The following is a 25,804-nucleotide window of genomic DNA, read 5'->3' as shown; positions in this document are numbered from 1 at the left end:
GGGGCAGGGAAGATCTCCAGAAGATGTCACGTGAGCGCGCGGCCACCCATATGCTCAAGATGTCGCGGCGGGACACGCCGGAGAGGTGACATCGCGAGAGCGGTCGAGCGCCTGTGAACCTCAGCCTTCAGGGGCTGGAATCCATCCCCACTCTGCGGGATGGAGGGTGTCAAATCTAGTGTTGCTTGCATGATGGAGACGCCACCGAACGGTGAAGGTAACCCGCCCGACGGGCACGGTGAGCCGAGGTCGGACCGCTGGTCCGACCTCGACCGCCCCCCTCTGAACGTCGCCGGCCTGCGCAGGGCCCTCGTGCGCGAGGGCAGTCTGTGGTCCGACGTGAACGTGGTGCGGAGTACCGGCTCAACCAACGCGGACCTGGTCGCCCTGGCGACCGCGGGCAAGGCAGCAGAGGGCGTGATCCTGCTCGCCGAGGAGCAGACCGCCGGGCGCGGCCGGCTGGACCGGCAGTGGACGGCGCCCGCGCGTTCCGGGCTCTTCTTCTCCGTGCTGCTGAAGCCGACGCAGGTCCCGGTGGCCCGCTGGGGCTGGCTGCCGCTGCTCACCGGGGTCGCGGTGGCGACGGGCCTGTCACGTGCCGCGGGCGTCGACACGTCACTCAAGTGGCCCAATGACCTGCTGGTGAACGTGGGGGGCGCGGAGCGCAAGGCGGGCGGGATCCTCGCGGAGCGCGCCGGTGCGGACGGTGTGGTGATCGGCATCGGCATCAACGTCACCCTGCGCGAGGACGAGCTGCCGGTGCCGACGGCGGGGTCGCTGGCGCTGGCCGGGGCGGTGGGGACGGACCGGGATCCGCTGCTGAGGGCGGTGCTGCGGTCGCTGGAGCAGTGGTACGTGCGGTGGCGGTCGGTGGAGGGGGACCCGGTGTCGTCCGGGCTCCAGGAGACGTATGCGGCGGGGTGCGCGACGTTGGGGCGGACGGTGCGGGCAGAGTTGCCGGGGGACCGGTCCATCGTGGGCGAGGCGGTTGCCGTGGACGGGGACGGAAGGTTGGTGCTCGCCACGGGGGAGGGGGTGCAGGAGCCGGTGGGGGCGGGGGACGTCGTGCACCTGCGGCCGGCCTGAACGCATTTCCCGGTGCCGGGCGGCGTTTTCAGCCCGTCCGGCGCTTGGGAACGAGGCCCGTTCAGGGCCGTAGGGGGGTCTGGGGGCGTGGCCCCCAGTGGGGTCACACCAACACCGGGTACGTCGTCCCTGCTGGACCTGGCGGAGCGAAGCCGTATCGTTGAGGGCGGTCGATATCTGACCGTGACAGATCGGAAGGGCAGCAGGCGTGACCGTCGACGACACGGGCTCCGACACGGCGGCCAGCCGGGTGTACGGGCAGGACGCCGACCCCGGTGAGGACCCGCTCGCCCTGCGCCTCGAACAGCTCATCCTCGGCGCCGAGCGGCGCTACACCCCTTTTCAGGCCGCCCGCAGCGCCGGTGTCTCCATGGAACTCGCGTCCCGTTTCTGGCGGGCGATGGGTTTCGCCGACATCGGACAGGCCAAGGCGCTGACGGAGGCGGACGTACTCGCGCTGCGCCGGCTCGCCGGCCTTGTCGAGGCGGGGCTGCTGAGCGAGGCGATGGCCGTGCAGGTGGCGCGGTCCACGGGGCAGACCACCGCCCGTTTGGCCGAGTGGCAGATCGACTCCTTCCTGGAGGGGCTGACCGAGCCGCCCGAGCCCGGAATGACGCGCACCGAGGTGACGTATCCGCTGATCGAGCTGCTCCTGCCCGAGCTGGAGGAGTTCATCGTGTACGTCTGGCGGCGCCAGCTCGCCGCCGCGACCGGGCGGGTCGTGCAGGCCGCCGACGACGAGGAGATGGTCGACCGGCGGCTCGCCGTCTGCTTCGCCGACCTCGTCGGGTTCACACGGCTGACCCGGCGTATGGAGGAGGAGGAGCTCGGCGAACTCGTCGAGGCCTTCGAGACCACGGCCGCCGACCTGGTGGCGGCGAACGGCGGGCGGCTCGTCAAGACGCTCGGCGACGAGGTGCTGTACGCGGCGGACGAGCCGGGTGTGGCCGCGGAGATCGCGCTGCGGCTGATCGAGACGATGGCGCACGACGAGACGATGCCCGAGCTGCGGGTCGGGATGGCCTTCGGCACGGTGACCACCCGCATGGGTGATGTGTTCGGGTCGACGGTGAATCTGGCCTCGCGGTTGACGTCGATAGCGCCGCGGGACGCCGTGCTCGTCGACGCGGCGTTCGCCGAGGAGCTGATCCGTACCGGCGACGCGCCCGCCTCCGAGGCGGAGGCGGCCGAGGCCGCCGCCACCGCGGAGAAGGAGGGCGAGGAACCGCCGGTGTACCGCTTCGCGCTCCAGCCGATGTGGCAGCGGCCCGTGCGCGGACTCGGCGTGGTCGAACCCTGGCTGCTGACCCGGCGGGCCGGTCCCGTCGCGTAGGCCCGGTGCCACCGCGTTTCCCGCCGGGCTCCTCCGTCCAGTAGCGGTGGTTCAGCGCGTCCGCGCCCGGGCTCGGCGTGGTCGAACCCGGGCTGTTCCGGCGGGCCGGTCCCGTCGCGTAGGCCCGGTGCCACCGCGTTTCCCGCCGGGCTCCTCCGTCCAGTAGCGGTGGTTCAGCGCGTCCGCGCCCGGGCTCGGCGTGGTCGAACCCGGGCTGTTCCGGCGGGCCGGTCCCGTCGCGTAGGCCCGGTGCCACCGCGTTTCCCGCCGGGCTCCTCCGTCCAGTAGCGGTGGTTCAGCGCGTCCGTGCGCGGGCTCGGCGTGGTCGAACCCGGGCTGTTCCGGCGGGCCGGTCCCGTCGCGTAGGCCCGGTGCCACCGCGTTTCCCGCCGGGCTCCTCCGTCCAGTAGCGGTGGTTCAGCGCGTCCGTGCGCGGGCTCGGCGTGGTCGAACCCGGGCTGTTCCGGCGGGCCGGTCCCGTCGCGTAGGCCCGGTGCCACCGCGTTTCCCGCCGGGCTCCTCCGTCCAGTAGCGGTGGTTCAGCGCGTCCGTGCGCGGGCTCGGCGTGGTCGAACCCGGGCTGCTCCGGCCGGCCGGTCCCGTCGCGTAGGGCCGACTGTCGCTGGTTTCCCGCTGCGCCTCGCCGCTCAGTGGTGGTGGTTCAGCGGGTCCACGCACAGGCCGATGAGCGGTACGCACACTCCCCCCGGCTTTGCGGGCTGCGGGGCCGGTGCGGGGGCCTTCGGGGGCTCGGGTGTCGGTGTGGGGGGCGGTGCCGCCTGCTGTGGGGGCTGGGGCTGAGGCGCCACCGGGGCCGGTGTCGGTGCCGCCGGGCGTGACTGGCCGGGCGTGGTGACGGGCGCCGGTGGGTCGGGCTGCTGCGGGATCGTGGTGGCGTCGGCGGCGGGCCCGGGTGACGGGGGGAGCGCGCCGGGCGGGAAGGGCCGCAGCGGGCCCGTCCCGTTCGGCGGAGCGGTCGGGAGTGCCGTCGAGGGTGTGGTCGGGATGGAGGTCGCGCCGCCCATGGGAGCACTCGCCGACGGGTTCGCCGTGGGGGCGCCGCCGACGGTGGCCGCCGTGTTGCCGGTGCGGTCGGCCGAGGTGTCCGCGCTTGTGTCCGAGTCCGTGTTCGCGCCGGCGTTCGTGTCCGCGTCCAGGTCGGACTGGGCCTGTGCCCTGCCGACGCCCACTCCGCCGTCGGGTGCCAGCCGTACGAGGCTCAGGACCCCGGCGGCCAGCGCGAAGCCGCCCGCCGCGAGCAGGACCTTGCGGGGGCGGGGCTTGCGGTGGCGGCCCCGGGGGCGGTTGAGGAGGGGCGTGGGCGGGTCCTCGGGTGCCGGGGGAGAGGTCCATGGCCGGGCGGGGGCCTGGAACCGCTGCGGGACCCGGGGTGGGGCCTGGGGCGGGACCTGCGCGTGCCTCGGTGTGCCTGTCTCGACCGGCCTTGTCGTCGTGTCCGTCATCGCGATCCCTCCCCGTTGCGCTCGCGCCCCGGGTGCGCCGTGGCGGAGCGCACGTTATGCGCTCCCGGGTGGGGAGTTTCAGGAGATCGGCGCCATGTCACCCGAACGAGGAGAGAGGCCTCCGGGTCTCCTTCTCCCTCCGTTTCTCCCTCCGTTTCTCCCTCCGTCCGTTCTTCCCCTGGGCGTGGCCGGGCTGCGATGATCGGGGCGGCCGTAGTTAACCTGCGTTAACCAGGAGGGTGTCATGGGCGAGGAACGGTCCGGGGAGCGGTTCGGGGAGTTTGTCGTCGTGCGGCGGCACGGGTTCGTCGCCGAGCTGGTCCTCGACCGGCCGAAGGCCATGAACGCGGTCTCCTCCGCCATGGCCCGGTCCATCGCCGGCGCGTGTGCCGCGCTGGCCGCCGACCGTGACGTACGCGCGGTGGTGCTGACCTCCACCCATGAGCGGGCGTTCTGTGTCGGGGCCGACCTCAAGGAGCGGAACTCGATGTCCGACGCCGAACTGGTCCGGCAGCGGCCGGTGGCGCGGGGTGCCTACACCGGCGTACTGGAGCTGCCGATGCCGACGGTCGCCGCGCTGCACGGGTTCGCGCTGGGGGGCGGGTTCGAGCTGGCGCTGTCCTGCGATCTGATCGTGGCGGACTCCACGGCGGTGGTGGGGTTGCCCGAGGTGTCCGTGGGCGTGATCCCGGGGGGTGGTGGTACGCAGTTGCTGCCCCGGCGGGTGGGCGCGGCACGGGCCGCCGAGCTGATCTTCACCGCGCGGCGGGTGGAGGCGGGTGAGGCGCGGGAGCTGGGGCTGGTGGACGTACTGGTGGAGGAGGGGCGCGACCGGGAGGAGGCGCTGGCGCTGGCGTCCCGGATCGCGGCGAACTCCCCGGTGGGGGTACGGGCGGCCAAGCGGGCGTTGCGGGTGGGGTTCGGGCTGGATCTGCGGGCGGGGCTTGAGGTGGAGGACGCCGCGTGGCGTTCCGTCGCCTTTTCGGGGGACCGGGCGGAGGGGGTCGCGGCCTTCGCCGAGAAGAGGGCGCCCGTCTGGCCGGGGGAGTAGCTCTCCCGGCCAGACGGGCGACCGTGAGAGGACCTCTGTTCGCCCTCTCGATGTCTCAATTCATCCCAAACCTTCCTAACCTGGATCAATGGGTGAGGAAAGCCGGCTCCACGCCGTCGTGACACTCGCGCAGGGCATGGCCGCGGCGCAGAGCTCCCGCGAGTCCTGGCGTGCCGCCGCGCTCGGTGCCTGTCATGCGCTGGCCGGGAACTTCGCCGCGCTGTCGGTGTGGGAGCGGGAGCTGGGGCGGCTGCGGGTGCTGGTGAACGTGGGGGAGATGGCCACCGACGAGGAGGAGTTCCCGGAGGGGGAGGCCTATCCCGTGCACCAGTTCCCGGAGATCACCGAGTTCCTGCACGAGCGATGGGCGGGCGGCGGGGAGCCCAACGCCTGGGTCGAGACCGCCGAGGGGCCCGCGCGCGGGTCGTCGGCGGGGCGTGCCGGGTACTGCCATCAGCGCGTCGCCGCCCTGCGGCGCCGGGGACGCGGCTGCTGTGTCGTCGCCCCCGTCGTGCTGCACGGCCGGGCCTGGGGCGAGCTGTACGTCGCCCGGCCCGTCGGTGCCCCCGTCTTCGGCCGTGCCGACGCCGACTTCGCCACCGTCCTGGCCTCCGTCGTCGCCGCCGGGATCGCCCAGACCGAGCGGCTGGAGGAGGCCCGGCGCCTCGCCTTCACCGACGCGCTCACCGGGCTCGCCAACCGCCGGGCCGTGGACGCCCACCTCGACGAGGCGATCGAGCGGCACCGGCGGGACGGTGCCGTGGTCAGCCTGGTCGTCTGCGACCTGAACGGACTCAAACGCGTCAACGACACCCTGGGGCACGCGGTCGGGGACCGGCTCCTCGAACGGTTCGGGTCGGTGCTGTCGCTGTGCGGGGCCATGCTGCCCGGCGCCCTCGCCGCGCGTCTCGGGGGTGACGAGTTCTGCCTGCTGGTGGTCGGCGCGCCCGCCGACGACGTGGTCCGGGCGGGTGTCGAACTGTGCCGTCGCGCCGCCGAGCTGGAGCTGGGGGAGGGGGTCGCCTGCGGGATCGCCTCGACCGACGACGCGATCGGGCCGGTGCGGACGGCTCGCCGGTTGTTCCGGCTCGCCGACGCGGCGCAGTACCGGGCGAAGGCGGTCCACGCGGACCGGCCGGTCGTCGCGGGGCGTGAGGGGCCCGACGATCCGGTGGTACGGCTTGCCGAGGAGCCCTCCGGGCGGGGGGCGGTTGAACGGCGGCGGTTCCGTGGGCGTCGGTTGTGAGGTGCGGGGGGTTGGTGCGGGCGTCACTGGGGCTGCGCCCCCAGACCCCCGCTCCGGCCCTGAACGGGCCTTGTCCTCAAACGCCGGACGGGCTGGATGGGTAAGGGGTGTACCGGGCACCCGGTAGTGACATCTTCGAATTCACTGGTTACGCTCCTGAATATGGATATGCACACTGTGGTGGTGGGGACGTCCGGGACGTCCGCGGTCGACGTGCTCGCCGTGGCGCGTGGTGGGGCCCGGATCGAGCTGTCCGGGGAGGCTGTCGCCGCCCTCTCGAAGGCACGCGGGATCATCGACGCGCTGGCCGCCAAGCCCGAGCCCGTGTACGGCGTGAGCACCGGGTTCGGTGCCCTCGCGAGCCGGCACATCAGCCCCGAACTGCGCGCCCAGCTGCAGCGCAACATCGTCCGCTCGCACGCCGCCGGCATGGGACCGCGGGTCGAGCGCGAGGTCGTACGGGCGCTGATGTTCCTGCGGCTCAAGACCGTCTGCTCGGGGCACACGGGCGTGCGGCCGGAGGTCGCGCAGACCATGGCCGACGTGCTCAACGCCGGGATCACCCCGGTCGTGCACGAGTACGGCTCCCTCGGCTGCTCCGGCGACCTCGCACCCCTCTCCCACTGTGCCCTCACGCTCATGGGCGAGGGCGACGCGGAGGGGCCGGACGGAGTCGTGAAGCCGGCCGCCGAACTCCTCGCCGAGCACGGCATCGTCCCCGTCGAGCTGCGCGAGAAGGAGGGCCTGGCCCTCCTCAACGGCACCGACGGCATGCTCGGCATGCTGATCATGGCCCTCGCCGACCTCGACACCCTCTACAAGTCCGCCGACGTCACCGCCGCGCTCTCCCTGGAGGCGCTCCTCGGCACCGACAAGGTGCTCGCGCCCGAGCTGCACGCGATCCGGCCGCACCCGGGGCAGGGGGCCAGCGCCGCCAACATGCTCGCCGTGCTGAAGGGGTCCGAGCTCACCGGGCATCACCAGGACGGCGCGCCCCGCGTCCAGGACGCCTACTCCGTGCGCTGCGCCCCGCAGGTCGCCGGTGCCGGGCGCGACACCATGGCGCACGCGCGGCTCGTCGCCGAGCGGGAGCTCGCCTCGGCCGTCGACAATCCCGTCGTCCTGCCCGACGGGCGGGTCGAGTCCAACGGGAACTTCCACGGCGCCCCGGTGGCGTACGTCCTCGACTTCCTCGCCATCGCCGCCGCCGACCTGGGATCCATCGCCGAGCGGCGCACCGACCGCCTCCTCGACAAGAACCGCTCGCACGGGCTGCCGCCGTTCCTCGCGGACGACGCCGGTGTGGACAGCGGGCTGATGATCGCCCAGTACACGCAGGCCGCCCTGGTCAGCGAGTTGAAGCGGCTCGCCGTACCCGCCTCGGCCGACTCGATCCCGTCCTCCGCGATGCAGGAGGACCACGTCTCGATGGGCTGGTCGGCGGCGCGCAAACTCCGTACGGCCGTCGACAACCTCGCCCGGATCATCGCCGTGGAGCTGTACGCGGCCACGCGTGCCATCGAGCTGCGGGAGGGGCTGACGCCCGCGCCCGCGTCCCGGGCCGTCATCGACGCCGTACGGGCGGCGGGCGTCGAGGGGCCGGGTCCTGACCGGTTCCTGGCGCCCGACCTCGCCGCTGCGGACGCGTTCGTGCGGGGCGGTCACCTGGTCGCGGCGGTGGAACCGGTGACCGGGCCGTTGCGGTAGCCGCCGGCCGCTCGCGGTGAGCGGGTCGGGGGCCTGCCGGTGCTGCCGAGCGGAGTCCTCGTCCCGCTCAGAAGCCCAGGCGCTCCCGCCGCAGCGAGTACACGACGAACCCGGCGCCCAGAGCGAGGGAGAACGTGCCGCCGACGACGTACGGCGTGGTGTCGAAGCTGCCGGTGTCGGCGAGGCGGGTGCCGTCGCCGACGGCCGAGTCCGAGGTCGTCGCGGCGGTGTCCGTGGCCGTGGTGGCGGTCGTACTCGTGCTCACCCTCGTACTCGTGCCCGCGCGCTCGGCGGTGGTGCCGGTGATGGAGATCTGCCGGGTGTGCTCCGACATCGTGGACATGGTCGTGTCCGCTCTGTGCCGCTGCTCCACCGGCTTCTCGGCCGTCGCGTTGGCGGACGGGACGAACCACAGGGCACCCAGCAGGGTGCCCGCGGCGGTGGCGGTCAACAACGATCGACGTGCGGATGACACGGAATATCGATCCCCTTGTGGCGCTGGCGAATTGGCCGTGACCCCGATGTTAATGACAGGCGTGGGTCGTGGGAAAGTTGCGGGAGCTGTGAGCCGTACGCTCTGCGTCCATGAGTACATCAGAGACATCGCGTTTTGTACGGCTTCGGGTGGAACTGATCGTCGAGGTCGACGACGTGGACGCCCTGACGAAGGCCGCGTTGCAGCGGATCGCCGGTGACACCGAGATGCCGGCCGACGAGCGCGTGCACGCGGAGGACACTGTGACGGAAGACACCGCGGAGGCGCTCGCGTACCTCGTGGACCCGTTCGACCTGGTCGGCGAGGTGCCGGGGACCGAACTCGCGCAGGCCTCGTGGAGCAGCGAGGAGATCGACTACGACCCCGATTCGCCGGATTGGGATCTGGACGAGGAAGATGAGGCGGACGGCGATGAAGCGGTCGGTGAACGGGTAGACGGCTGAGACCGCTGGGGAAAAAGATGACCCCGGGCGGCAACCGCCGACCGGGGTTTCGTCGTCTCAGGGGAAGCAGTGACCGGCAGTGGCACCACGCGACCCGGTGGAGTACGGGATGAGCGGACAGCTCCCTGTGACCTGGGCGACGTGGTGTCCCCCACACATCGAGTGAATGTGGAACGGGACGTACCGGTCGTAGCGTTGAGTTGAAACGTGTTACGAGGATCTGCAGGTTTCGTACGAGGACCCTCGCTGGTTCTGGTTGGGGATTCGGCAATGATGGAGAAGCGTGTGATGACGGACAGTAGGCGGCGCAGGGGTCTGATGGCCGCGTCCGCCCTGCTCGGTGGTGTGCTGGTGCTCTCTGCGTGCAGCGGAGGCGACAGCGACAGTGCCTCCAAGGGCGACAGCGGTACCGACACCTCACAGGCCAAGGCCGACGAGGCGGCGGCCGAGAAGACCTCCGAGGCCCAGATCAAGATCACACCCGGGGACGGTTCGAACAACGCCTCCATCAACAACGCCGCCCAGGTGGCGGTGACCAAGGGCGCCCTCACGTCCGTGGCGATGACGACGGCGGACGGTACCGCTGTCGCCGGTGAGATATCTGCCGACAAGACCAGCTGGAAGCCGAGCGGCCAGCTGGAGCGCGCCACCACCTACAAGGTGGCGGCGACGGCGAAGGACGCCGACGGCCGTGCCGCGCACGAGAACGCCTCGTTCACCACGGTCGCCGCCGCGAACAGCTTCGTCGGCTACTTCACCCCCGAGGACGGCTCGACCGTCGGTGTGGGCATGCCCGTGTCGATCAACTTCGACAAGGCGATCACCGAGAAGGCGGACGTCCAGAAGGCCGTCACGGTCTCCTCGACCAGCGGGCAGGAGGTCGTCTGCCACTGGTTCAACGACACCCGCATGGACTGCCGGCCCGACGACTACTGGCAGGAGAACTCCACCGTCACGCTGAAGCTGGCGCTCGACGGCGTGGAGGGCGCGAAGGGTGTCTTCGGCGTGCAGCAGAAGACGGTCACCTTCAAGATCGGCCGCAACCAGGTCTCCATCGTCGACGCCAAGACGAAGACGATGAAGGTCATGCACAACGGCACGGTCGTCAAGACCATCCCGATCTCCGCCGGTTCGCCCGCGAACAAGACGTACGAGGGCAAGATGGTGATGTCGGAGAAGTTCAAGGAGACGCGTATGAACGGCGCGACCGTGGGCTTCACCGACGACGACGGCAAGGGCGAGTACGACATCAAGGACGTGCCGCACGCCATCCGGCTGACCACCTCCGGCACCTTCGTGCACGGCAACTACTGGAGCTCCGACGGCACCTTCGGCAGCGCCAACGTCAGCCACGGCTGCGTCGGCCTGAACGACACCAAGGGCGCCAACGACAAGAACGCCGCGGGCTACTGGTTCTACGAGCACTCGATCATCGGTGACGTCGTCGACGTCCGGAACACCGGTGACAAGACCGTCGACCCGGCCAACGGCCTCAACGGCTGGAACCTGAACTGGGCGGACTGGAAGGCGGGTTCGGCGGTCTGAGTTCCCCAAGGCCTGCCTGACGCACACTCATCGCACAGCTTTCCGATGCCGCCCCCAGGGGCGGCATCGGTGTTTCGTGGGATTTTGCTGGGCTGATCACAGCCTTCTCATGCATCTCTTATGCAGGACTTATCGCGTCATCACGCGGTGTACCTAGCTTGCGGCCATGTTCTTCACCTACCTGAGGCGCGAACTGCGCCGCCGTCGTAAAGCGGCACTCGTCGTCGCCTCCGGGCTCGCGCTCGGCATCGCCCTGGTCATCGTGGTCACCTCCGTGTCCGCGGGCATGTCGAAAGCGCAGGACAAGGTCCTCGAGTCGCTGTACGGACTCGGCACCGACATGACCGTCACCAAGGCCGCCGCGGCCCAGACCGGCACCGGTGCCACCCAGCGCCCGCGCTTCCAGTTCGACGCGCGGCCCGACGGCAGCGACTCCGACGCGGAGCAGAGCAGTGACCGGGTGTTCGTCCAGGGCTTCCAGACCCTGGCCGCCTCCACGGTCACCAAGGTCGACACGCAGAAGGGTGTCTCGGACGCCGTCGGCGGACTGAGCCTCCAGGTCGTCAAGGTCAGCGGTCAGTTCCGCCAGGGCCAGTTCCAGCAGGACCAGCAGAGCAGCGGCGGCAACCAGGGCGGCGGACGCCCCGGGGGCAACTCGACGGCCGCTCCCCAGGGGCGTGTCGAGGGCGGCGGTGCCAACTTCGACGTCAACAACTACTCGGTGTTCGGCACCGACGTCAGCAAGCCGGCCCTCGGCCCGCTGACCTCCTCGAAGATCACCAGCGGCCGTACCTTCACGACCGCCGAGACCGATGCCAAGGTCGTGGTCGTCGACGCCTCCTACGCCAAGGAGAAGAAGCTCAAGGTCGGCAGCACGGTCACCATCAAGAGCGTCAAGTACAAGGCCATCGGCATCGCCACCCCCGAGAGCGGCGACTCGGCGGCCAACCTCTACATCCCGCTGAGGCAGGCCCAGACCCTCAGCGACTCCAAGGACAAGGTCACCACGATCTACGTCCAGGCGACCGACTCCCAGCAGATCACCGCGGTCAAGTCGACGATCCAGAAGAACATCTCGGGTACGACCGTCACGACCTCCGCCGATCTCGCCAGCACCGTCTCGGGGTCCTTGTCGACCGCCTCCGACCTGGCCTCCAACGTCGGCAAGTGGCTGTCCATCGCGGTGCTCGTCGCCGCCTTCCTGGTCGCGGGCCTGCTCACCTCCTCGGCCGTCTCCCGCCGGGTGCGCGAGTTCGGCACGCTGAAGGCGCTCGGCTGGAAGTCGGGCCGGGTCACCCGGCAGGTCGTCGGCGAGGCCGTCGTCAACGGGCTGGTGGGCGGCGCCCTCGGCATCGCGCTCGGCCTCGCCGGTGCGTATGTCGTCACCGCGATCAGCCCGGAACTCCAGGCGGAGGTGGGCAGTTCGGGCGGGAACGGCGGTCCCGGGGGTGGCGGCGGCTTCCCCGGCGGCGGTGGCGGCTTCGGCCGGCAGGCCGCGACCAAGGCCCTGACGGTCGCGCTCACGGCGCCCGTCGCGCTCTCCACCATCACCCTCGCGGTCGGCCTCGCCGTCGCCGGCGGCCTGATCGCCGGCGCCTTCGGCGGCTGGCGGGCGTCCAGGCTGCGCCCGGCGGACGCGCTGAGGCGAGTCGAGTAGGACGCGGGGTTCGGCTACGGCCGACGCCGACAAACGACGACGCACCACCCCGAACCCCACCCAGGAGTCACTCACATGTACGAACTCAAAGGCGTGACCAAGCGCTACACCCGAGGCAAGGAAACCGTGGACGCCCTCGCGGGTATCGACCTCACCATCGCCGACGGCGACCGCCTGGTCATCCAGGGCCCCACCGGCGGCGGCAAGTCCACGCTCCTGCAAATGCTCGGCGGGCTCGACCGCCCCACCGAGGGCAGCATCGACCTCGACGGCACAGATCTCGCCAAACTGTCCGAGAGCCGCCTTACAAAGGTCCGCAGCGAGAACATCGGCTTCGTCTTCCAGAGCTTCAATCTCATTCCGACGCTCTCGGCCCAGGAAAACGTCGAGACCGCTCTCGTACCACTCGGTGTGAAGGGCCGGGAGCGGCGAGAACGGGCCGCCGAGGCGCTGAGGTCGGTGGGGCTCGGGGAGCGGCTCGGGCATCTGCCGGGGGAGATGTCCGGCGGTCAGCAGCAGCGCGTCGCCATCGCTCGTGCGCTGGTCAAGCAGCCGAAGGTGCTGCTCGCCGACGAGCCCACCGGGAACCTCGACGAGTCGATGCGCGACGAGATCATGGACGTACTCGAAACCATGTGGAAGGAGCTTGGGCTCACTTTCATCATGGTCACGCACGATTCGGCGATCGCGAGGAAAGCCCCGCGACTGGCGATCATCCGCAAGGGGAAGATCACCGTGAAGGAGAACGCCGGTTCGTAAAGTCCGTAACGTCCGCAAGATTTCGTAACCGGCTCGTAACAGCCAAAAGCGTAATCCTCCAGTCTATTGAGTGGCTGATCACCCCTCGGCATAATTCACGGTCGGGGGGTGTGCGCTCATGCGTACGGGACTCCCCCCTGCCGGGTGAACGGGGAACTGCCCGGCACATCAGCCAGTGCTCCAGGGGGAGACTTGCGCACAGAAGTGAAAAGAGCATGCGCGGCAACCGTGGCCACGGCGGCCGCGGTTGCCCTCGCGGCGGGCATGACCGGCCCGGCGTCCGCGAAGGCCGACGCGAAGGGCGGCCAGCAGCGTGTGACCAGCGCCGCCCAGCCGCTCAAGCCCGCGCACCGCATCACACTGATCACCGGTGACCGTGTCGCCGTCGACGCCAAGGGTCGCGTCGTCGGCCTGGAACGGGCGGCGGGCCGCGAAAAGATACCCGTACAGATCCGCAAGGCCGACGGGCACACGCTCGTCGTCCCGGCCGACGCCGCCCGGCTGGTGTCGAGCGGAAAGCTCGACCAACGGCTGTTCGACGTCACGGAGTTGAACAAGGCGGCGACCCGCAGGTCCCAGCAGAAGGGACTGAAGGTCATCGTCGGCTACACGGGGGCGGCGACCGCCACCAAGGCCGATGTCCGTGACGCGGGCACCCTCCGTCACACGCTGAAGGTCCTGAACGCGGACGCCGTGCAGACTCCGCAGAAGGACACTCCCGAACTCTGGGACGCGGTGACCAACGGCGACAAGACCGCCGCCGGGATCGCGCACGTCTGGCTCGACGGCACCCGTAGGGCCAGCCTCGACAAGTCCGTGCCGCAGATCGGCGCGCCGAAGGCGTGGGCGGCCGGCTTCGACGGCAAGGGCGTCAAGATCGCCGTCCTGGACACGGGTGTCGACGCCACCCACCCGGACCTCAAGGACCAGGTGATCGCGGCCAAGAACTTCTCCGCGGCCACCAGCACCACCGACAAGTTCGGTCACGGCACGCACGTCGCGTCCATCGCGGCGGGCACCGGAGCGAAGTCGGGCGGCAAGTTCAAGGGTGTCGCACCCGGCGCCAAGATCCTCAACGGCAAGGTCCTGGACGACACCGGTTCCGGTGACGACTCGGGCATCGTCGCCGGCATGGAGTGGGCGGCCGAGCAGGGCGCCCAGGTCGTCAACCTCAGCCTCGGCGGCCAGGACACCCCCGAGGTGGACCCGCTGGAGGCGACGGTCAACAAGCTGTCCGCCGAGAAGGGCATCCTCTTCGCGATCGCGGCGGGCAACTCCGGTCCGGAGTCGATCGGTTCACCGGGCAGCGCCGACGCGGCGCTCACCGTCGGCGCGGTCGACGACAAGGACCTGCTGGCGGACTTCTCCAGCACCGGCCCGCGAGTCGGCGACGGCGCCATCAAGCCGGACGTGACCGCGCCCGGCGTGGACATCACGGCGGCCTCAGCCAAGGGCAGCGTCATCGAGCAGGAGGTCGGCGAGAACCCGGCCGGCTACCTCTCCATCTCGGGTACGTCGATGGCGACGCCGCATGTGGCGGGCGCGGCGGCGATCCTCAAGCAGGAGCACCCGACCTGGACGTACGCCGAGATCAAGGGCGCGCTCACCGGGTCCGCGAAGGGCGGCAACTACACGCCGTTCCAGCAGGGTGCGGGCCGTATCCAGGTCGACAAGGCCATCAAGCAGACCGTGATCGCCGACCCCGGGTCGGTGAGCTTCGGGACGCAGGCGTGGCCGCACACCGACGACACCCTGGTCACCAAGCCGCTGACGTACCGCAACCTCGGCACGACCGACGTCACGCTGAAGCTCACGGCGACCGCGACCAACCCGAAGGGCCAGGCCGCTCCGGCCGGCTTCTTCAAGCTGGCCGCGACGACCCTCAAGGTCCCGGCGAACGGCAGTGCCTCGGTCGGCTACACCGTCAACACCAAGCTGGGCGGCACCCTCGACGGCGCGTACTCCTCGTACGTGACGGCGACGGCCGGCACCCAGACCGTCCGTACGGGGGCGGCGGTCAACCGTGAGGTCGAGTCGTACGACGTCACGGTCAAGCACATCGACAAGGCCGGTCAGCCGACGGGCGAGTACAACACGGTCCTCTTCGGCTACAGCGGCCTGGCCAACGGCGCCTACTACCAGGTCCCGACGGCCACCACCGGCACCACGACCCTGCGGGTGCCCAAGGGCACGTACCTCCTGGACGGGTGGATCGCGAAGGACTTCACCAAGCCCGACCTGGGCGGCGAGGGCCTCGACTGGGTGGTCCAGCCGAAGCTGGCGGTCACCAAGAACGTCTCGGTGACGATCGACGCCCGCACCACCAAGGCGGCGGACATCACGGTGCCGGACGCCGCCGCCAAGCCGCAGAGCGCGACGATCGACTACATGTACGACGAGCCGGGCATCGGTATCGGCGTGAGCCTCGACTCCTTCGCGAACGTGCGGATGGCCCACCTCGGCCCGGAGGTCACCGGCCTCTCGCAGACCTGGTTCGGCCAGTTCAGCAAGGGTGCGGGCGCGGAATACGACGCGATCACCACCGCCAAGGTCAAGAAGATCCAGGGCGACAAGGTCCGCCACTTCAAGGCGAGCGAGTTCGCCACGGTGGCGAACCGGCTCGGTTCCGGAGCACCCAACAAGACCGGTGCGCTCGGCGTGCTCGCCTTCCTGCCCGAGGACGTCGGCTTCGGCATGCCCGTCGAGCAGGCCCTGCCGGCCACGCGCACGTTGTACGTGTCCACGGGTGAGAAGGTCCAGTGGTTCTTCGACTTCACCCAGTTCAAGGGCAAGGACGCACAGGGCTTCCCGCTTCCCGAGGCCTACTCCTCGCTCGGAACCGCGCAGACGCTGAAGCCGGGCGGCACGTACGCGCGCACCTTCAACACCGCGGTGTTCGGGCCTCGGCTCCTTCCGGACTACGGCGTCTTCCGTGACGGCAACAACATCTACGGGCTGATCCCGCTGTTCGCCGACGGCGCGGGCCACCCCGGCTCGTCCGACTTCACGTCGGTGGTGACGACGCTCTACCGCAACGGCCAGAAGGTCGGCACGAACGACGACCCGCTGTTCGGCGGGAAGGCGTTCACGGTTCCGGCGGGCGACGCCGCGTACAAGCTGACGACGTCGGTCAAGCGCAGCGTCAAGGTCGCCCAGGCGTCCACGCGGATCGACGCGAGCTGGACGTTCCGGTCGAAGAAGCCGGGAGTGGACGGGGCGAAGCTCCCGGTCTCCTCGGTCCGCTTCAACGCGGCCGTCGGCCTGGACAACAAGGTCGCGGCGGGCACGAAGGCCACGTTCCCGGTCGTCGTCGAGGGCGCGGCGCGCGGCAGCAACCTGAAGTCGCTGTCGGTGTACGCGTCGTACGACTACGGCAAGACCTGGAAGAAGCTGACGGTGAAGAACGGCAAGGTCACCGTCGTGAACCCGGCGAAGGGGGCGGCGATCTCCTTCCACGCGAAGATCAGCGACAAGAAGGGCAACAAGTCGACGATCTCGATCTACAACGCGTACTACGGCAAGTAGAACGCGTACTACGGCGAGTAGGTCGCCGTTGACGTAGATGTCGGCGGACGGCCGGTCGGGGGATCCCCCGACCGGCCGTCCGTGTGTTTCAGCTCCTCAGGAGCTTCAGGCGCCCGCGCCCGCCCGCGTCGCGTCCCGGCCCCAACTGGCCAGCAGGCGCAAGGCCTCCGCCGACGGGGACCCCGGTTCCGCGTGGTAGACGATCAGGGTCTGGTCGTTGTCGTCCGGGACCCTGAACGACTCGTAGTTCAGGGTCAGTTCACCCACCAGGGGATGCCGGAACCGCTTCACCCCGTAGTTCTTCTCCTTGACGTCGTGGGTCGCCCACAGCCGCCGGAACTCCTCGCTCTTCACCGACAGCTCACCCACCAGCGCGGCCAGCCTCGGGTCCTCCGGATAGCAGCCGGCGTCCATCCGCAGATGGCAGACGATGTCGATCGCCTTCTGCTCCCAGTCCATGAACAGGTCGTGGTACTCGGGCCGCAGGAACACCAGCCGCGCCCAGTTCCGCTCCTGCGGCGGCAGCTCGGCCCAGTCCCCGAAGAGGGACGCGGCCATCGCGTTCCACGCCAGGATGTCCGTACGCCGCCCGGCGACGTACGCCGGTACGCCGTCCATCGTGTCCAGCAGCTGCCGCAGCGTCCCGCGCACGACCTGCGCCCGCACCGACGGCTTCTTCTTGTGCTGCTTCGGCTTGGCGAGGTGGGTCAGGTGGGCGTGCTCCGCACCCGTCAGCCGCAGGGCGCGGGAGATGGCGTCGAGGACCTCCGCGGAGACGTTCCGCCCGTTGCCCTGTTCGAGCCGCGTGTAGTAGGCGACGGACACCCCGGCCAGCTGGGCAAGCTCCTCGCGGCGCAGCCCGGGCACCCGACGGTGCCGCCCGAGGTCCGGCAGCCCCACGTCCTCCGGCTTGAGCCGGGCCCGCCGGGTGCGCAGGAACTCACTGAGCTCGGCACGCCGGTCCAGGGCAGCCGCAGCCCCAGGGTTCTGCCGGTTCCCGGAGGCGTTCGCCGGATACGCTGACTCGGGATGTTCGTGCATACGGTCCATTATTCCCGGTCGTACGAACACGAGCCTGACCCCGCCAGTGGTACGACCGCTGGACGTACGCAGAAGCGTGGACTGGGTGAATGCGGAAACCTTGGGCACACTGAAGGTCGCACCCGGTCAGAAGGCGGCCGGGCGCGAATCCCCCCGAGGAGAACTCCCGGCATGACCACTGTCGCTGCATACGCCGCCCCGTCCGCCAAGGCTCCCCTGGAGCGCACCACCATCGAGCGTCGCGACGTTCGCGAGTTCGATGTCCTGATCGACATCAAGTTCGCCGGTATCTGCCACTCCGACATCCACCAGGCCCGCGAGGGCTGGGGCGAGGCCATCTTCCCGATGGTTCCCGGTCACGAGATCGCCGGTGTCGTCGAGGCGGTCGGTTCCGGCGTCACCAAGTTCGCGGTCGGCGACCACGTGGGTGTCGGCTGTCTGGTCGACTCGTGCCGCGAGTGCGAGAACTGCGAGGCCGGCCTGGAGCAGTACTGCCTCAAGGGCGGGGTCGGCACGTACAACGCCCTCGACAAGGACGGTGAGCCGACGTACGGCGGCTACTCCCAGAAGATCGTCGTGGACGAGAGCTTCACCGTCCGCATCCCCGACGGCCTGGCCCTCGACGTGGCCGCGCCGCTGCTCTGCGCCGGCATCACCACGTACTCCCCGCTGAAGCACTGGAACGCCGGCCCCGGCAAGAAGGTCGCGATCCTCGGCATGGGCGGCCTCGGCCACATGGGCGTCAAGATCGCGCACGCGCTCGGCGCCGAGGTCACCGTCCTCTCGCAGTCCCTCCGCAAGAAGGAGGACGGCCTGAAGCTGGGCGCGGCGCACTACTACGCGACCAGCGACGAGGCCACCTTCAAGGAGCTGCGCGGCACCTTCGACATCATCCTGTCCACGGTCTCGGCCCCGCTGAACCTGGACGCCTACCTGTCCCTCCTCAAGACGGACGGCGCGTTCGTGAACGTCGGCGCCCCCGAGGAGCCCGTCGCGCTGAACCTCTTCTCGGTGATCGCCGGCCGCAAGACCCTCGCCGGCTCCGGCATCGGCGGCATCCAGGAGACCCAGGAGATGCTGGACTTCTGTGCCGAGCACGGCCTGGGCTCGGAGATCGAGCTGATCAGCGCCTCGGAGATCAACGAGGCGTACGAGCGGGTCCTCGCGAGCGACGTCCGCTACCGCTTCGTGATCGACGCGGCGACGATCTGACACGTCGTTCGAGGTGAGGGCCCCGGCGGGTGGTGAACGCCGGGGCCCTCACCGCTGTCGAGAGCAGCCGAGCAGTCAAGGGCGGCGAGAGTCCCGCCGCCCCAGCAGCCACAGCAGATACGGCCCCCCGACCAGTGAGGTCAGCGCGCCCACCGGAATCTCCAGCGGCGGCAGCAGCGTACGGGCCATCAGATCCGCCCCCACCAGCACCACCGCACCCGTCAACGCCGAGCCCAGCAGCGGCAGTTGCGGCGTCCGGGTGAGCCGCCGCGCCAGTTGTGGCGCGGTCAGCGCGACGAACCCGATCGGTCCGGCGGCGCCGGTCGCGGTGGCGGCGAGGACGACCCCGAGGAGGGTCAGCCCGAGCTGCGTCCGCCGCACCCGCACCCCGAGCGCGGCGGCGGTGTCGGCGTCGAGCCCGAGCGGTCGCAGCGCCCGGCTCGCCCACACCAGCGCGGGCAGACACAGCAGCAGTACGACGACCAGCGGCCCCGCCTGCTCCCAGCCCCGCCCGTTGAGACTCCCCGTGAGCCACAGCTTGAGCTGCTCGGCGGCCTCCAGCTCACTGTCGGTGAGGTAGAGCTGGACCACCGCGGAGAGCGCGACACCGATCCCCACCCCGGTGAGCACGAACCGGCTCGCCTGCATCCCACGCCGCCAGGCGAGCACGTACACCAGCGCGGCAGCCGCGATCCCGCCCGCGACGGACACGGCGGGCATGGCCCCCGGGGAGGCGACCGCCCCGGTGGCGAGGGCCAGCACGGTCGCGGCGGCGGCGCCGTGCCCGACGCCGATGACGTCCGGGCTGGCCAGCGGATTGCGCGTCACGCTCTGCACGAGCGCCCCGGCGAGCCCGAGGGCGGCCCCGACGAGCGCCCCGAGCACGATCCGCGGCACCCGCAGCTCGTTGACGACGAGGTCGTGCGCCCCGCCCCCGCTCCGGACGGTCGTCCACACCTCCCCGGGCGGGACGTACGTCTGTCCGACGCACGCGGACACCGCCATCACCAGGGCGAGCAGTGCGAGGAGCAGGGCGGCGACGGCGGCGGACCGCCGGTGCAGGAGAAGGGAGAGACGGCGCCGGGGCCGCAGCACGGTGACCCCGGGAGGAAGGGAGCCGCCCGGGGTGTCTCGGCGTACCGGAGCGGTGCTCACGTACTCGCCACCTTCCGCCGTACGAGCACCACCAGCACCGGCACGCCGACCAGCGCCGTCATGACACCGGCGGGGACTTCGGCAGGGGCCCGTACGACCCGTCCGGCCACGTCTGCGGCCAGCAGCAGGGCGGCGCCCAGCAGGGCCGACAGCGGGAGGACGAGGCGATGGCCGCCGGGGACGAGGCGTCGGGCCAGGTGGGGCACGGCGAGGCCGACGAACGCGATCGGCCCGGCGGCGGCGACCGCGGCGGCCGTCAGCAGGGTGGCGCCGAGCGCGGCGGCCCCCCGTACGGCATGCACCCGGTGTCCGAGCGCCCGGGCCGTGTCGTCGCCGAGCGCGAGGGCGTCGAGGCCACGGGCGCAGCCCAGCACGAGCAGCGCCCCGCCGAGCAGGAACGGCAGCATGCGCCCCACGGTGTCGGCGTCCCGCCCGCTGAGCGCGCCCACCTGCCAGAAGCGGAACTGGTCGAGCGTGGCGGAGGAGGAGGTCAGGACGACGGTCGTGGCCCCGGCGGTCATCGCGGACAGGGCGGTACCGGCGAGGGCGAGCTTCACGGGCGAGGCGCCGCCACGGCCGCGCGCCGCGATGGCGTACACGAGACAGGCGGCGGCGACGGCCCCGGCGAACGCGTACCAGACGTACCCGCCGAAGCCGTTCGCGAGCCCGAGCGCGATGGCGATCACGACACCGGCCGCCGCGCCCTGACTGAGCCCGAGGATCCCCGGGTCGGCGAGCGGATTACGGGTGACGGCCTGCAACGCGGCCCCGGCGAGCCCGAGAGCGGCCCCGGCGGTGAGTCCGATCTCGGTCCGGGGCAACCGCAATGAACGTACGACCAGCGCGTCCGGGGTGCTCCCGCCGTGCAGCAGCGCGTCGAGGACGGCACCCGGCGGCACGGGCCGGGTACCGACGGCGAGGCTGAGCAGAGCGACGGCGGCGAGAGCCAGGAGGGCGAGGAGGGCGAGGACGGCGGTGGCCGCTGTACGTCCCGTACGGGCTGTGCGTGCGGTCACTTGCCGAGGTGCTCGGCGAGTTGCCGGACGACGAGACGGGCGGCGGTCGGACCGGCGTTGAGGTACCAGGGATCGTCGTCGACCTTGACGGCGTGCCCGGCGGTGACGGCCTTCATGGACTTCCAGAGCGGCCCGGCGACCACGCTGGCGGCGTCGGTCCTGTCGGCGTCACCCTGCACGGAGTAGAAGATCCAGTCGGCGTCGGCGGTGTCGATGCTCTCGGCCCCGATGTCCTCCGAAATGGCCCTGAACTGCTGGGACTTGGGCCGTCCGAGTCCCATGTCCACGGCGATGGAGCCGGTGAAGGAGGAGACGCCGAACATTCGGGTGCGGTCGGGCGTGAAGCGGACCATGGAGACGGTGGTGGCGTTCCCGAGTGCCTTCCCCCTCGTGGCCGCGTCGGCGGAGATGCCGGCGACGAGTTCCTGAGCCGCCTCCCCCTTGCCCACCGCGTCCCCGACGAGCAGCAGGTCGCGCTTCCAGTTGATGCCGTTGCCGGCGGTGACGACGGTCGGGGCGATCTTGGAGAGCTTGGGGTAGAGGGCGCTGAGGGAGTCGTTGGCGAGGATGAGATCGGGCTTGGCCGCGGCGAGGGTCTCCAGGTTCGGCGCCTGACGGGTTCCCGCGTCGGTCATGGCGGCGAGCTTCGCCTTGTACTGCGGGAAGGCGTCGGTGAGGTAGTCGGGGACGAGCCCGGCGTTGCCGGCGCGAGTGGTGGCGGCGGGGACGAGCCCGAGGGAGAGCAGGTCGTCGAGCTGCCCGGTGCTGAGGACGGCGACGCGGGTGGGCGCGGCCTTGAGGGTGGTGGAGCCCTTGAAGTGTGTGACGGTACGGGGGAATTCGCCGTCCGTGCCGACATCGGAACCCATCCCGGCGGCGAGGACGGAGGGAGCGGCGGAGGGCCCGTCGGCGGAGCCTTCGGAGGCCCCGATGACGGGGTTGCGGGCGTCGGTGCCGGCCACCTTGGCATCGTTGTCGGAGGCCGACGAGCAGCTGGTCAGCAGCCCTCCGGCGAGGATCGCGGCCAGGAGGGGCTGCCACTTCGACGTACGCACTTGTTCACTCCGCTGCTTGCTTCTCAGTCACTCCGGTATTGCTAAGGCAAGGCTTACCTTAACTTTGGTTCCTGTGTGGCGCGGACCCGGGGGACCGGCTTCAGGCGCTGGACGGACCCGCCCCACCGTCGCGGTGGGAGGGGACGCACTTCGAGGATCCGAACGGCCACGGTCCGGAGATCCTTACGCGGCCGTACGGGAGCGGGGGCGGGAGTGGGGGGCGGCGGGGCTTGAGTGAGGCTTCGGCTCTCACGTCCCGCTGGTGTCGTCGAACGTCCACACGGCGCGGGCGCCCGGGCCGACGGCCAGGGTCAGCCGGATACGTCGCCAACGCCGAACAGTTCGAGGTAGGTCTCGCGGCCCGTCAGATACCGGCCGGTCCAGGTCTCGCCGCCGGCCCCGGTCGTGGTGCGGACCTGGAAGTTGGCGAACCTCCGCAGATAGGCGGAACGCTCGATGGCGTCGGCGGTCCCCCGGTCGAACACTCCGTAGGCGTGGTTGTAGTAGAGCAACTGCCTTTTGGGAAACGTCGGTTGATTCTCCCGAGCGGGTGTCGCGCTCGCGCCACCACCCTGCGCCGTCGCCGCGAGGGCCACAGCGGCGACGATGATCATCCATAATTTCCTTCGAAGCGGCATGTGGATGATCGTAGGACGCGGGGTTTGTGCCGCGGTTTATTCCGGGGCGCCATCCGCCATCCGCCATCGCTCGCCCGCGACTTCGACCGACGGTGACGCACAATGGGGCGGTGACCGACGGTACTTCGCAGGCAACGGCCGCCCAACTGCCGCCCCGGTTGATCGATGACAGCGAACTGACCGGGCACTCGGTGGTGGCCAACAGCACGATGAACCGCGAACGGGTCCTTACCGGCGTCAACAGCTACGAGCACGAACTCGGCTTCGATCCGGCCGAGTTCCTCGCCGGTCGCGGCCCGGCGCCCTCCTGGCTCGACCTCTGCAGCGGAGAAGGGCAGGCGCTGCGCGCGGCGGCCCAGCAGCTCCCTCAGGCCGTGATCACCGGGGTGGACCTCGTCGGCCCGCTGCGACCGATGCAGCCGCCCAACGGCCTCGAACTCATCACCGCCGACCTCTGCCGGTGGTCCCCGGCACGCCGCTACGAACTCGTCACCTGCGTCCACGGCCTCCATTACGTCGGCGACCGCCTCGCCCTCCTGGAGCGGGCGGCCTCCTGGCTCACCGACACCGGGCTGCTGGTCGCCCACCTGGACCCGGCGACGCTCCGGCGCCCCGACGGCACCGACGCCTCCCGCCCGGTCCTCGCGGCACTGCGCGCCGCCGGCTTCGACTACTCGGCCCGGCACCATCGGCTGAGCCTGCGGGGCGGAAGGTCGGTCCGGCTTCCCTTCACCTACCTCGGGGCCGACCCGGAGGCGGGGCCCAACTACACCGGGCAGCCGGGAGTGGCGTCGTACTACGGCGACGGGCGGTAGGGCGGCGAAGGCGTTCGGCCTGCTCAGGGGGTCATGGTGCCGCCGATGAGCACGAACGGGGCGCGATCCTCGCTGCCGTCCGGCAAGCGCCAGCCGACGGTGACGTGCCCCCGGGCCTCGGTCGGGTCGACGTCGTGCGGGACTTCGGCATCGTGGTGGAGTAGGACCGCCCAAGGTCCGTACACTGCCGCAACCCGCCTTACCCCAGGCGGCCTTGACGGTCGGTCGGACGCCCCGAGTACGCGGTGGCCTGCCCGGCCGTGTGCCCCACAGGCCCTCGTCGAGTCGAACCCGTACGGCGATACTCCCTACTCGTGGGACGTGATGATCTCCGCCGGGCAGTCCCGCCAACCGGGGACCACGCGACCATCACTCTCAACCAGGCCGCGACGCGCACGAGTTGTTCATGTTCTCGTTGCTGATCCTCACACGACGGCGCGGGGCTGAGGGGACAGGACCAACTACCGTGCCCGGAAGGCCGACGAACCGCACAGCCCCGGCTCAGGGACCTGCGTGACATCCGTGCCGCACCCACGACCTGGTTCAGATCTCAAAGTTCAGCGTTCAGCGTTCAGAGTTCAAAAAACGTTCTGGAGACAAGCTCGATGAAACTCGCCAAGCGTCTCATCCTCACCACCACCGCTCTCACCGCCGTGGCCGTCGGCACCCTCCTGAGTGCGACCGTCGGTCAGGCGGCAACCGTGCAGTCCGCCCGCCCCGGCGTCGACGCTCCCGCCGCGCTGAAGGTTCCCGACGGCAACCGGCTGACCGGCGTCTTCTCCGCCGAAGGCGTCCAGACCTACACCTGCACCGACGGCGCCTGGAAGCTGCTGGAGCCCGCCGCCACCCTCTGGGCCAAGAACGACCGCTCCCACCGCACGGTGGCCCTCCACTCCCGCGGCCCCGTCTGGGTGTCCACGGTGGACGGCAGCGCGGTCAACGCCGCCGCCGTCGCCAACTCGCCCAAGACCGGCACGATCCCGGAGCTCCTCCTGCAGTCCACCGCCACGCGCGGCACCGGCGTCTTCGCGGGCGTCTCCTACATCCAGCGCCTCAACACCCACGGCGGCGTCGCCCCCGCTACCGCCTGCACCGGCACCGACCAGGTGAGCGTCCCGTACTCCGCGACGTACACGTTCTACAAGCCCGCCAAGTAGTCGTGGATCGTCAACTGCCCTGCTTGCAGGGGTAGAAGCGACGTGACACCACGGTCCCCGGCGCCATCAGGTGCCGGGGACCGTCCCGTCCGCTCCCAGATCCTCCGGGGAGGCGACCCGGCGTCTGTCAGGCCGAGTACTCGGTCCTCAACTCGTCGAGGTCGAAGCGGCACCACACCGTCTTGCCACCTCTGATCCCGGCCGACCACCACACCGACCGGAGTCGGAGGCGCACCTACGTGCCCCTAGGACGGGACAGCGGCGTCGGCGCCGGCGTCCGACTCGTCAGGCCCCGGATCCTCTGCCGGTTCGCGGAGCTGCTCGCGTACGTAGTTCCAGACCACCGCGATCAGCGCGGCGATCGGTACCGCGAGCAGGCTGCCCACGATGCCGGCGAGGCTGCCGCCCAACGTCACCGCCAGCAGGATCGCCCCCGCGTGGAGGCCGAGCCCGCGACTCTGGATCATGGGCTGGAACACGTTGCCCTCAAGCTGCTGCACCACGACGATGATGGCCAGCACGATCAGCGCGTCCGTCAGGCCGTTGGAGACCAGCGCGATGAGGACCGCGACGAAACCGGCGAACAGCGCACCGATGATCGGCACGAACGCGGAGACGAAGGTCAGCACCGCCAGCGGGAGCACCAGCGGTACCCCGAGAATCCACAGTCCCAGGCCGATCAGCACGGCGTCGAGCAGGCCGACGACCGCCTGGGAACGTACGAACGCTCCCAGGGTGTCCCAACCGCGCGCGGCCACGGTCGGGACGTCGGTGGCGAGCCGACCGGGCAGCTGATCGGCGAGCCACGGCAGGAACCGCGGGCCGTCCTTGAGGAAGAAGAACATCAGGAAGAGGGCCAGGACGGCGGTGACCAGGCCGTTCACCACGGTGCTCACTCCCGTGACGGCAACGCCGACCACGCTGCCCAGGCCGTCCTGCGCGCGGGAGACCGCGGTGTCGAAGGCCTTGTCGATCTGGGCGTCACCGATGTTCAACGGCGGCCCGGCGGCCCACTCGCGCAACTTCTGGATGCCTTCGGTCACGCCGTCGGTCAGGTCGCCGGACTGGGATGCCACCGGTACGGCGATCAGCGCCACGACGCCGATGGCGACCAGGAGGAACAGCACGGTCACGGCCGATGCGGCCAGGGCGGGTTTCCATCCGTGACGACGCAGGAAACGGGTCGGTGGCCAGGTCAGTGTGGTCAGAAGCAGACCGACCACGAGCGGCCACACGACCGACCACATCCGGCCCAGGATCCACAAGGTCACCGCGAGCATCAGCAATATGAGCAGCAACTCGGCGGAGGCACGCGCCGTCGTGCGGAGCGCGGCGCGGGTTTTCGTGGAACTCAACGTGGCAGTCACGGATGCACCCTATGGGTACTCACGTCACACCGACATG

General features: G+C 70.6%; 21 protein-coding genes and 1 pseudogene. 13 read left to right on the top strand and 9 right to left on the bottom strand.

The window, feature by feature from the left end:
• The first annotated feature begins 192 nt into the window (after positions 1 to 192).
• Both ACW4TU_RS15560 and ACW4TU_RS15555 read left to right on the top strand, forming a co-directional pair.
• On the top strand, positions 193 to 1,086 hold the full coding sequence (locus ACW4TU_RS15560) for a biotin--[acetyl-CoA-carboxylase] ligase (RefSeq protein WP_457430124.1): 894 nt from the start codon (positions 193 to 195) through the stop codon (positions 1,084 to 1,086).
• Positions 1,087 to 1,294: 208 nt separating this feature from the next.
• Positions 1,295 to 2,419 carry an adenylate/guanylate cyclase domain-containing protein gene (locus ACW4TU_RS15555; RefSeq protein WP_457428415.1) on the top strand — a complete coding sequence of 375 codons (1,125 nt, stop codon included), beginning with the start codon at positions 1,295 to 1,297 and terminating at the stop codon, positions 2,417 to 2,419.
• 647 nt (positions 2,420 to 3,066) lie between these two features.
• Here the strand turns inward: ACW4TU_RS15555 and ACW4TU_RS15550 are convergent.
• Positions 3,067 to 3,882 (bottom strand): hypothetical protein, encoded by an 816-nt coding sequence (locus tag ACW4TU_RS15550; RefSeq protein WP_457428414.1) that lies wholly within the window; start codon positions 3,880 to 3,882, stop codon positions 3,067 to 3,069.
• 244 nt (positions 3,883 to 4,126) lie between these two features.
• Here ACW4TU_RS15550 and ACW4TU_RS15545 point away from each other — a divergent pair, with 244 nt between their 5' ends.
• The 3 genes from ACW4TU_RS15545 to hutH all read left to right on the top strand — a co-directional run bounded on the left by ACW4TU_RS15545 (position 4,127) and on the right by hutH (position 7,886).
• The gene (locus ACW4TU_RS15545) at positions 4,127 to 4,933 is read left to right on the top strand and encodes an enoyl-CoA hydratase-related protein (protein WP_457428413.1); all 807 of its coding nucleotides are present in this window, start codon (positions 4,127 to 4,129) and stop codon (positions 4,931 to 4,933) included.
• Between the two features lie 88 nt (positions 4,934 to 5,021).
• Positions 5,022 to 6,179: a GGDEF domain-containing protein gene (locus tag ACW4TU_RS15540; protein ID WP_457428412.1), complete on the top strand. Its 1,158-nt coding sequence runs from the start codon at positions 5,022 to 5,024 to the stop codon at positions 6,177 to 6,179.
• Between the two features lie 168 nt (positions 6,180 to 6,347).
• On the top strand, positions 6,348 to 7,886 hold the full coding sequence (hutH, locus tag ACW4TU_RS15535; RefSeq protein ID WP_457430122.1) for a histidine ammonia-lyase: 1,539 nt from the start codon (positions 6,348 to 6,350) through the stop codon (positions 7,884 to 7,886).
• 67 nt (positions 7,887 to 7,953) lie between these two features.
• Here hutH and ACW4TU_RS15530 read toward each other — a convergent pair whose 3' ends face one another.
• A complete protein-coding gene (locus ACW4TU_RS15530; RefSeq protein WP_457428411.1) occupies positions 7,954 to 8,361 on the bottom strand; it encodes a cell wall protein in 408 nt (135 codons plus the stop codon).
• A 110-nt stretch (positions 8,362 to 8,471) separates the two neighbouring features.
• Between ACW4TU_RS15530 and ACW4TU_RS15525 the strand changes: the two genes are divergently transcribed.
• The 5 genes from ACW4TU_RS15525 to ACW4TU_RS15505 all read left to right on the top strand — a co-directional run bounded on the left by ACW4TU_RS15525 (position 8,472) and on the right by ACW4TU_RS15505 (position 16,311).
• On the top strand, positions 8,472 to 8,825 hold the full coding sequence (locus tag ACW4TU_RS15525; protein WP_457428410.1) for a hypothetical protein: 354 nt from the start codon (positions 8,472 to 8,474) through the stop codon (positions 8,823 to 8,825).
• 273 nt (positions 8,826 to 9,098) lie between these two features.
• Positions 9,099 to 10,370 carry a L,D-transpeptidase gene (locus tag ACW4TU_RS15520; protein WP_457430121.1) on the top strand — a complete coding sequence of 424 codons (1,272 nt, stop codon included), beginning with the start codon at positions 9,099 to 9,101 and terminating at the stop codon, positions 10,368 to 10,370.
• A gap of 166 nt (positions 10,371 to 10,536) precedes the next feature.
• Positions 10,537 to 12,027: an ABC transporter permease gene (locus ACW4TU_RS15515; protein ID WP_457428409.1), complete on the top strand. Its 1,491-nt coding sequence runs from the start codon at positions 10,537 to 10,539 to the stop codon at positions 12,025 to 12,027.
• Between the two features lie 75 nt (positions 12,028 to 12,102).
• On the top strand, positions 12,103 to 12,786 hold the full coding sequence (locus ACW4TU_RS15510; protein WP_457428408.1) for an ABC transporter ATP-binding protein: 684 nt from the start codon (positions 12,103 to 12,105) through the stop codon (positions 12,784 to 12,786).
• Between the two features lie 264 nt (positions 12,787 to 13,050).
• Positions 13,051 to 16,311, top strand: coding sequence for a S8 family peptidase (locus ACW4TU_RS15505; protein ID WP_457430119.1), 3,261 nt, complete (start codon positions 13,051 to 13,053; stop codon positions 16,309 to 16,311).
• A gap of 105 nt (positions 16,312 to 16,416) precedes the next feature.
• Here ACW4TU_RS15505 and ACW4TU_RS15500 read toward each other — a convergent pair whose 3' ends face one another.
• Positions 16,417 to 17,352 (bottom strand): helix-turn-helix domain-containing protein, encoded by a 936-nt coding sequence (locus ACW4TU_RS15500; RefSeq protein WP_457428407.1) that lies wholly within the window; start codon positions 17,350 to 17,352, stop codon positions 16,417 to 16,419.
• 171 nt (positions 17,353 to 17,523) lie between these two features.
• Here ACW4TU_RS15500 and ACW4TU_RS15495 point away from each other — a divergent pair, with 171 nt between their 5' ends.
• Positions 17,524 to 18,564 (top strand): NAD(P)-dependent alcohol dehydrogenase, encoded by a 1,041-nt coding sequence (locus ACW4TU_RS15495; RefSeq protein ID WP_457428406.1) that lies wholly within the window; start codon positions 17,524 to 17,526, stop codon positions 18,562 to 18,564.
• 75 nt (positions 18,565 to 18,639) lie between these two features.
• Here ACW4TU_RS15495 and ACW4TU_RS15490 read toward each other — a convergent pair whose 3' ends face one another.
• The 4 genes and pseudogenes from ACW4TU_RS15490 to ACW4TU_RS15475 form a co-directional block, all read right to left on the bottom strand.
• Positions 18,640 to 19,719 (bottom strand): FecCD family ABC transporter permease, encoded by a 1,080-nt coding sequence (locus ACW4TU_RS15490; protein WP_457428405.1) that lies wholly within the window; start codon positions 19,717 to 19,719, stop codon positions 18,640 to 18,642.
• Positions 19,716 to 20,735 (bottom strand): FecCD family ABC transporter permease, encoded by a 1,020-nt coding sequence (locus ACW4TU_RS15485; RefSeq protein WP_457428404.1) that lies wholly within the window; start codon positions 20,733 to 20,735, stop codon positions 19,716 to 19,718. Before ACW4TU_RS15485 ends, ACW4TU_RS15490 begins: the two co-directional genes overlap by 4 nt.
• Positions 20,732 to 21,790 carry an ABC transporter substrate-binding protein gene (locus ACW4TU_RS15480; protein ID WP_457428403.1) on the bottom strand — a complete coding sequence of 353 codons (1,059 nt, stop codon included), beginning with the start codon at positions 21,788 to 21,790 and terminating at the stop codon, positions 20,732 to 20,734. The genes ACW4TU_RS15485 and ACW4TU_RS15480 overlap by 4 nt, the downstream gene beginning before the upstream one ends.
• A gap of 314 nt (positions 21,791 to 22,104) precedes the next feature.
• Positions 22,105 to 22,404 (bottom strand): annotated as a pseudogene (locus ACW4TU_RS15475) (DUF5829 family protein); the annotation flags it as partial.
• A gap of 134 nt (positions 22,405 to 22,538) precedes the next feature.
• Here ACW4TU_RS15475 and ACW4TU_RS15470 point away from each other — a divergent pair.
• Positions 22,539 to 23,243: a class I SAM-dependent methyltransferase gene (locus ACW4TU_RS15470; RefSeq protein WP_457428402.1), complete on the top strand. Its 705-nt coding sequence runs from the start codon at positions 22,539 to 22,541 to the stop codon at positions 23,241 to 23,243.
• Between the two features lie 23 nt (positions 23,244 to 23,266).
• Here the strand turns inward: ACW4TU_RS15470 and ACW4TU_RS15465 are convergent, their stop codons facing one another.
• Entirely contained in the window at positions 23,267 to 23,428 is a 162-nt protein-coding gene (locus tag ACW4TU_RS15465) for a hypothetical protein (RefSeq protein ID WP_457428401.1), read from the bottom strand.
• A 420-nt stretch (positions 23,429 to 23,848) separates the two neighbouring features.
• On the opposite strand from ACW4TU_RS15465, the gene ACW4TU_RS15460 reads away from it, so the two are divergent.
• On the top strand, positions 23,849 to 24,400 hold the full coding sequence (locus ACW4TU_RS15460) for a DUF3455 domain-containing protein (protein WP_457428400.1): 552 nt from the start codon (positions 23,849 to 23,851) through the stop codon (positions 24,398 to 24,400).
• A gap of 245 nt (positions 24,401 to 24,645) precedes the next feature.
• On the opposite strand, the gene ACW4TU_RS15455 is transcribed toward ACW4TU_RS15460, so the two are convergent.
• Entirely contained in the window at positions 24,646 to 25,767 is a 1,122-nt protein-coding gene (locus tag ACW4TU_RS15455) for an AI-2E family transporter (RefSeq protein WP_457428399.1), read from the bottom strand.
• Positions 25,768 to 25,804: the final 37 nt, after the last annotated feature.

The sequence above is a fragment of the Streptomyces kryoterrae genome, from assembly GCF_054072135.1.
The sequence above is the reverse complement of the archived record's forward strand: the minus strand, read 5'-3'. Positions and strand labels throughout refer to the sequence as shown.

Coding starts and splice junctions, on each gene's coding strand:
- ACW4TU_RS15560 (WP_457430124.1), top strand. CDS start 193: ATGGAGACGCCACCGAACGGTGAAGGTAACCCGCCCGACGGGCACGGT.
- ACW4TU_RS15550 (WP_457428414.1), bottom strand. CDS start 3,882: ATGACGGACACGACGACAAGGCCGGTCGAGACAGGCACACCGAGGCAC.
- ACW4TU_RS15545 (WP_457428413.1), top strand. CDS start 4,127: ATGGGCGAGGAACGGTCCGGGGAGCGGTTCGGGGAGTTTGTCGTCGTG.
- ACW4TU_RS15540 (WP_457428412.1), top strand. CDS start 5,022: ATGGGTGAGGAAAGCCGGCTCCACGCCGTCGTGACACTCGCGCAGGGC.
- hutH (WP_457430122.1), top strand. CDS start 6,348: ATGCACACTGTGGTGGTGGGGACGTCCGGGACGTCCGCGGTCGACGTG.
- ACW4TU_RS15525 (WP_457428410.1), top strand. CDS start 8,472: ATGAGTACATCAGAGACATCGCGTTTTGTACGGCTTCGGGTGGAACTG.
- ACW4TU_RS15520 (WP_457430121.1), top strand. CDS start 9,099: ATGGAGAAGCGTGTGATGACGGACAGTAGGCGGCGCAGGGGTCTGATG.
- ACW4TU_RS15515 (WP_457428409.1), top strand. CDS start 10,537: ATGTTCTTCACCTACCTGAGGCGCGAACTGCGCCGCCGTCGTAAAGCG.
- ACW4TU_RS15510 (WP_457428408.1), top strand. CDS start 12,103: ATGTACGAACTCAAAGGCGTGACCAAGCGCTACACCCGAGGCAAGGAA.
- ACW4TU_RS15505 (WP_457430119.1), top strand. CDS start 13,051: ATGACCGGCCCGGCGTCCGCGAAGGCCGACGCGAAGGGCGGCCAGCAG.
- ACW4TU_RS15500 (WP_457428407.1), bottom strand. CDS start 17,352: ATGCACGAACATCCCGAGTCAGCGTATCCGGCGAACGCCTCCGGGAAC.
- ACW4TU_RS15495 (WP_457428406.1), top strand. CDS start 17,524: ATGACCACTGTCGCTGCATACGCCGCCCCGTCCGCCAAGGCTCCCCTG.
- ACW4TU_RS15460 (WP_457428400.1), top strand. CDS start 23,849: ATGAAACTCGCCAAGCGTCTCATCCTCACCACCACCGCTCTCACCGCC.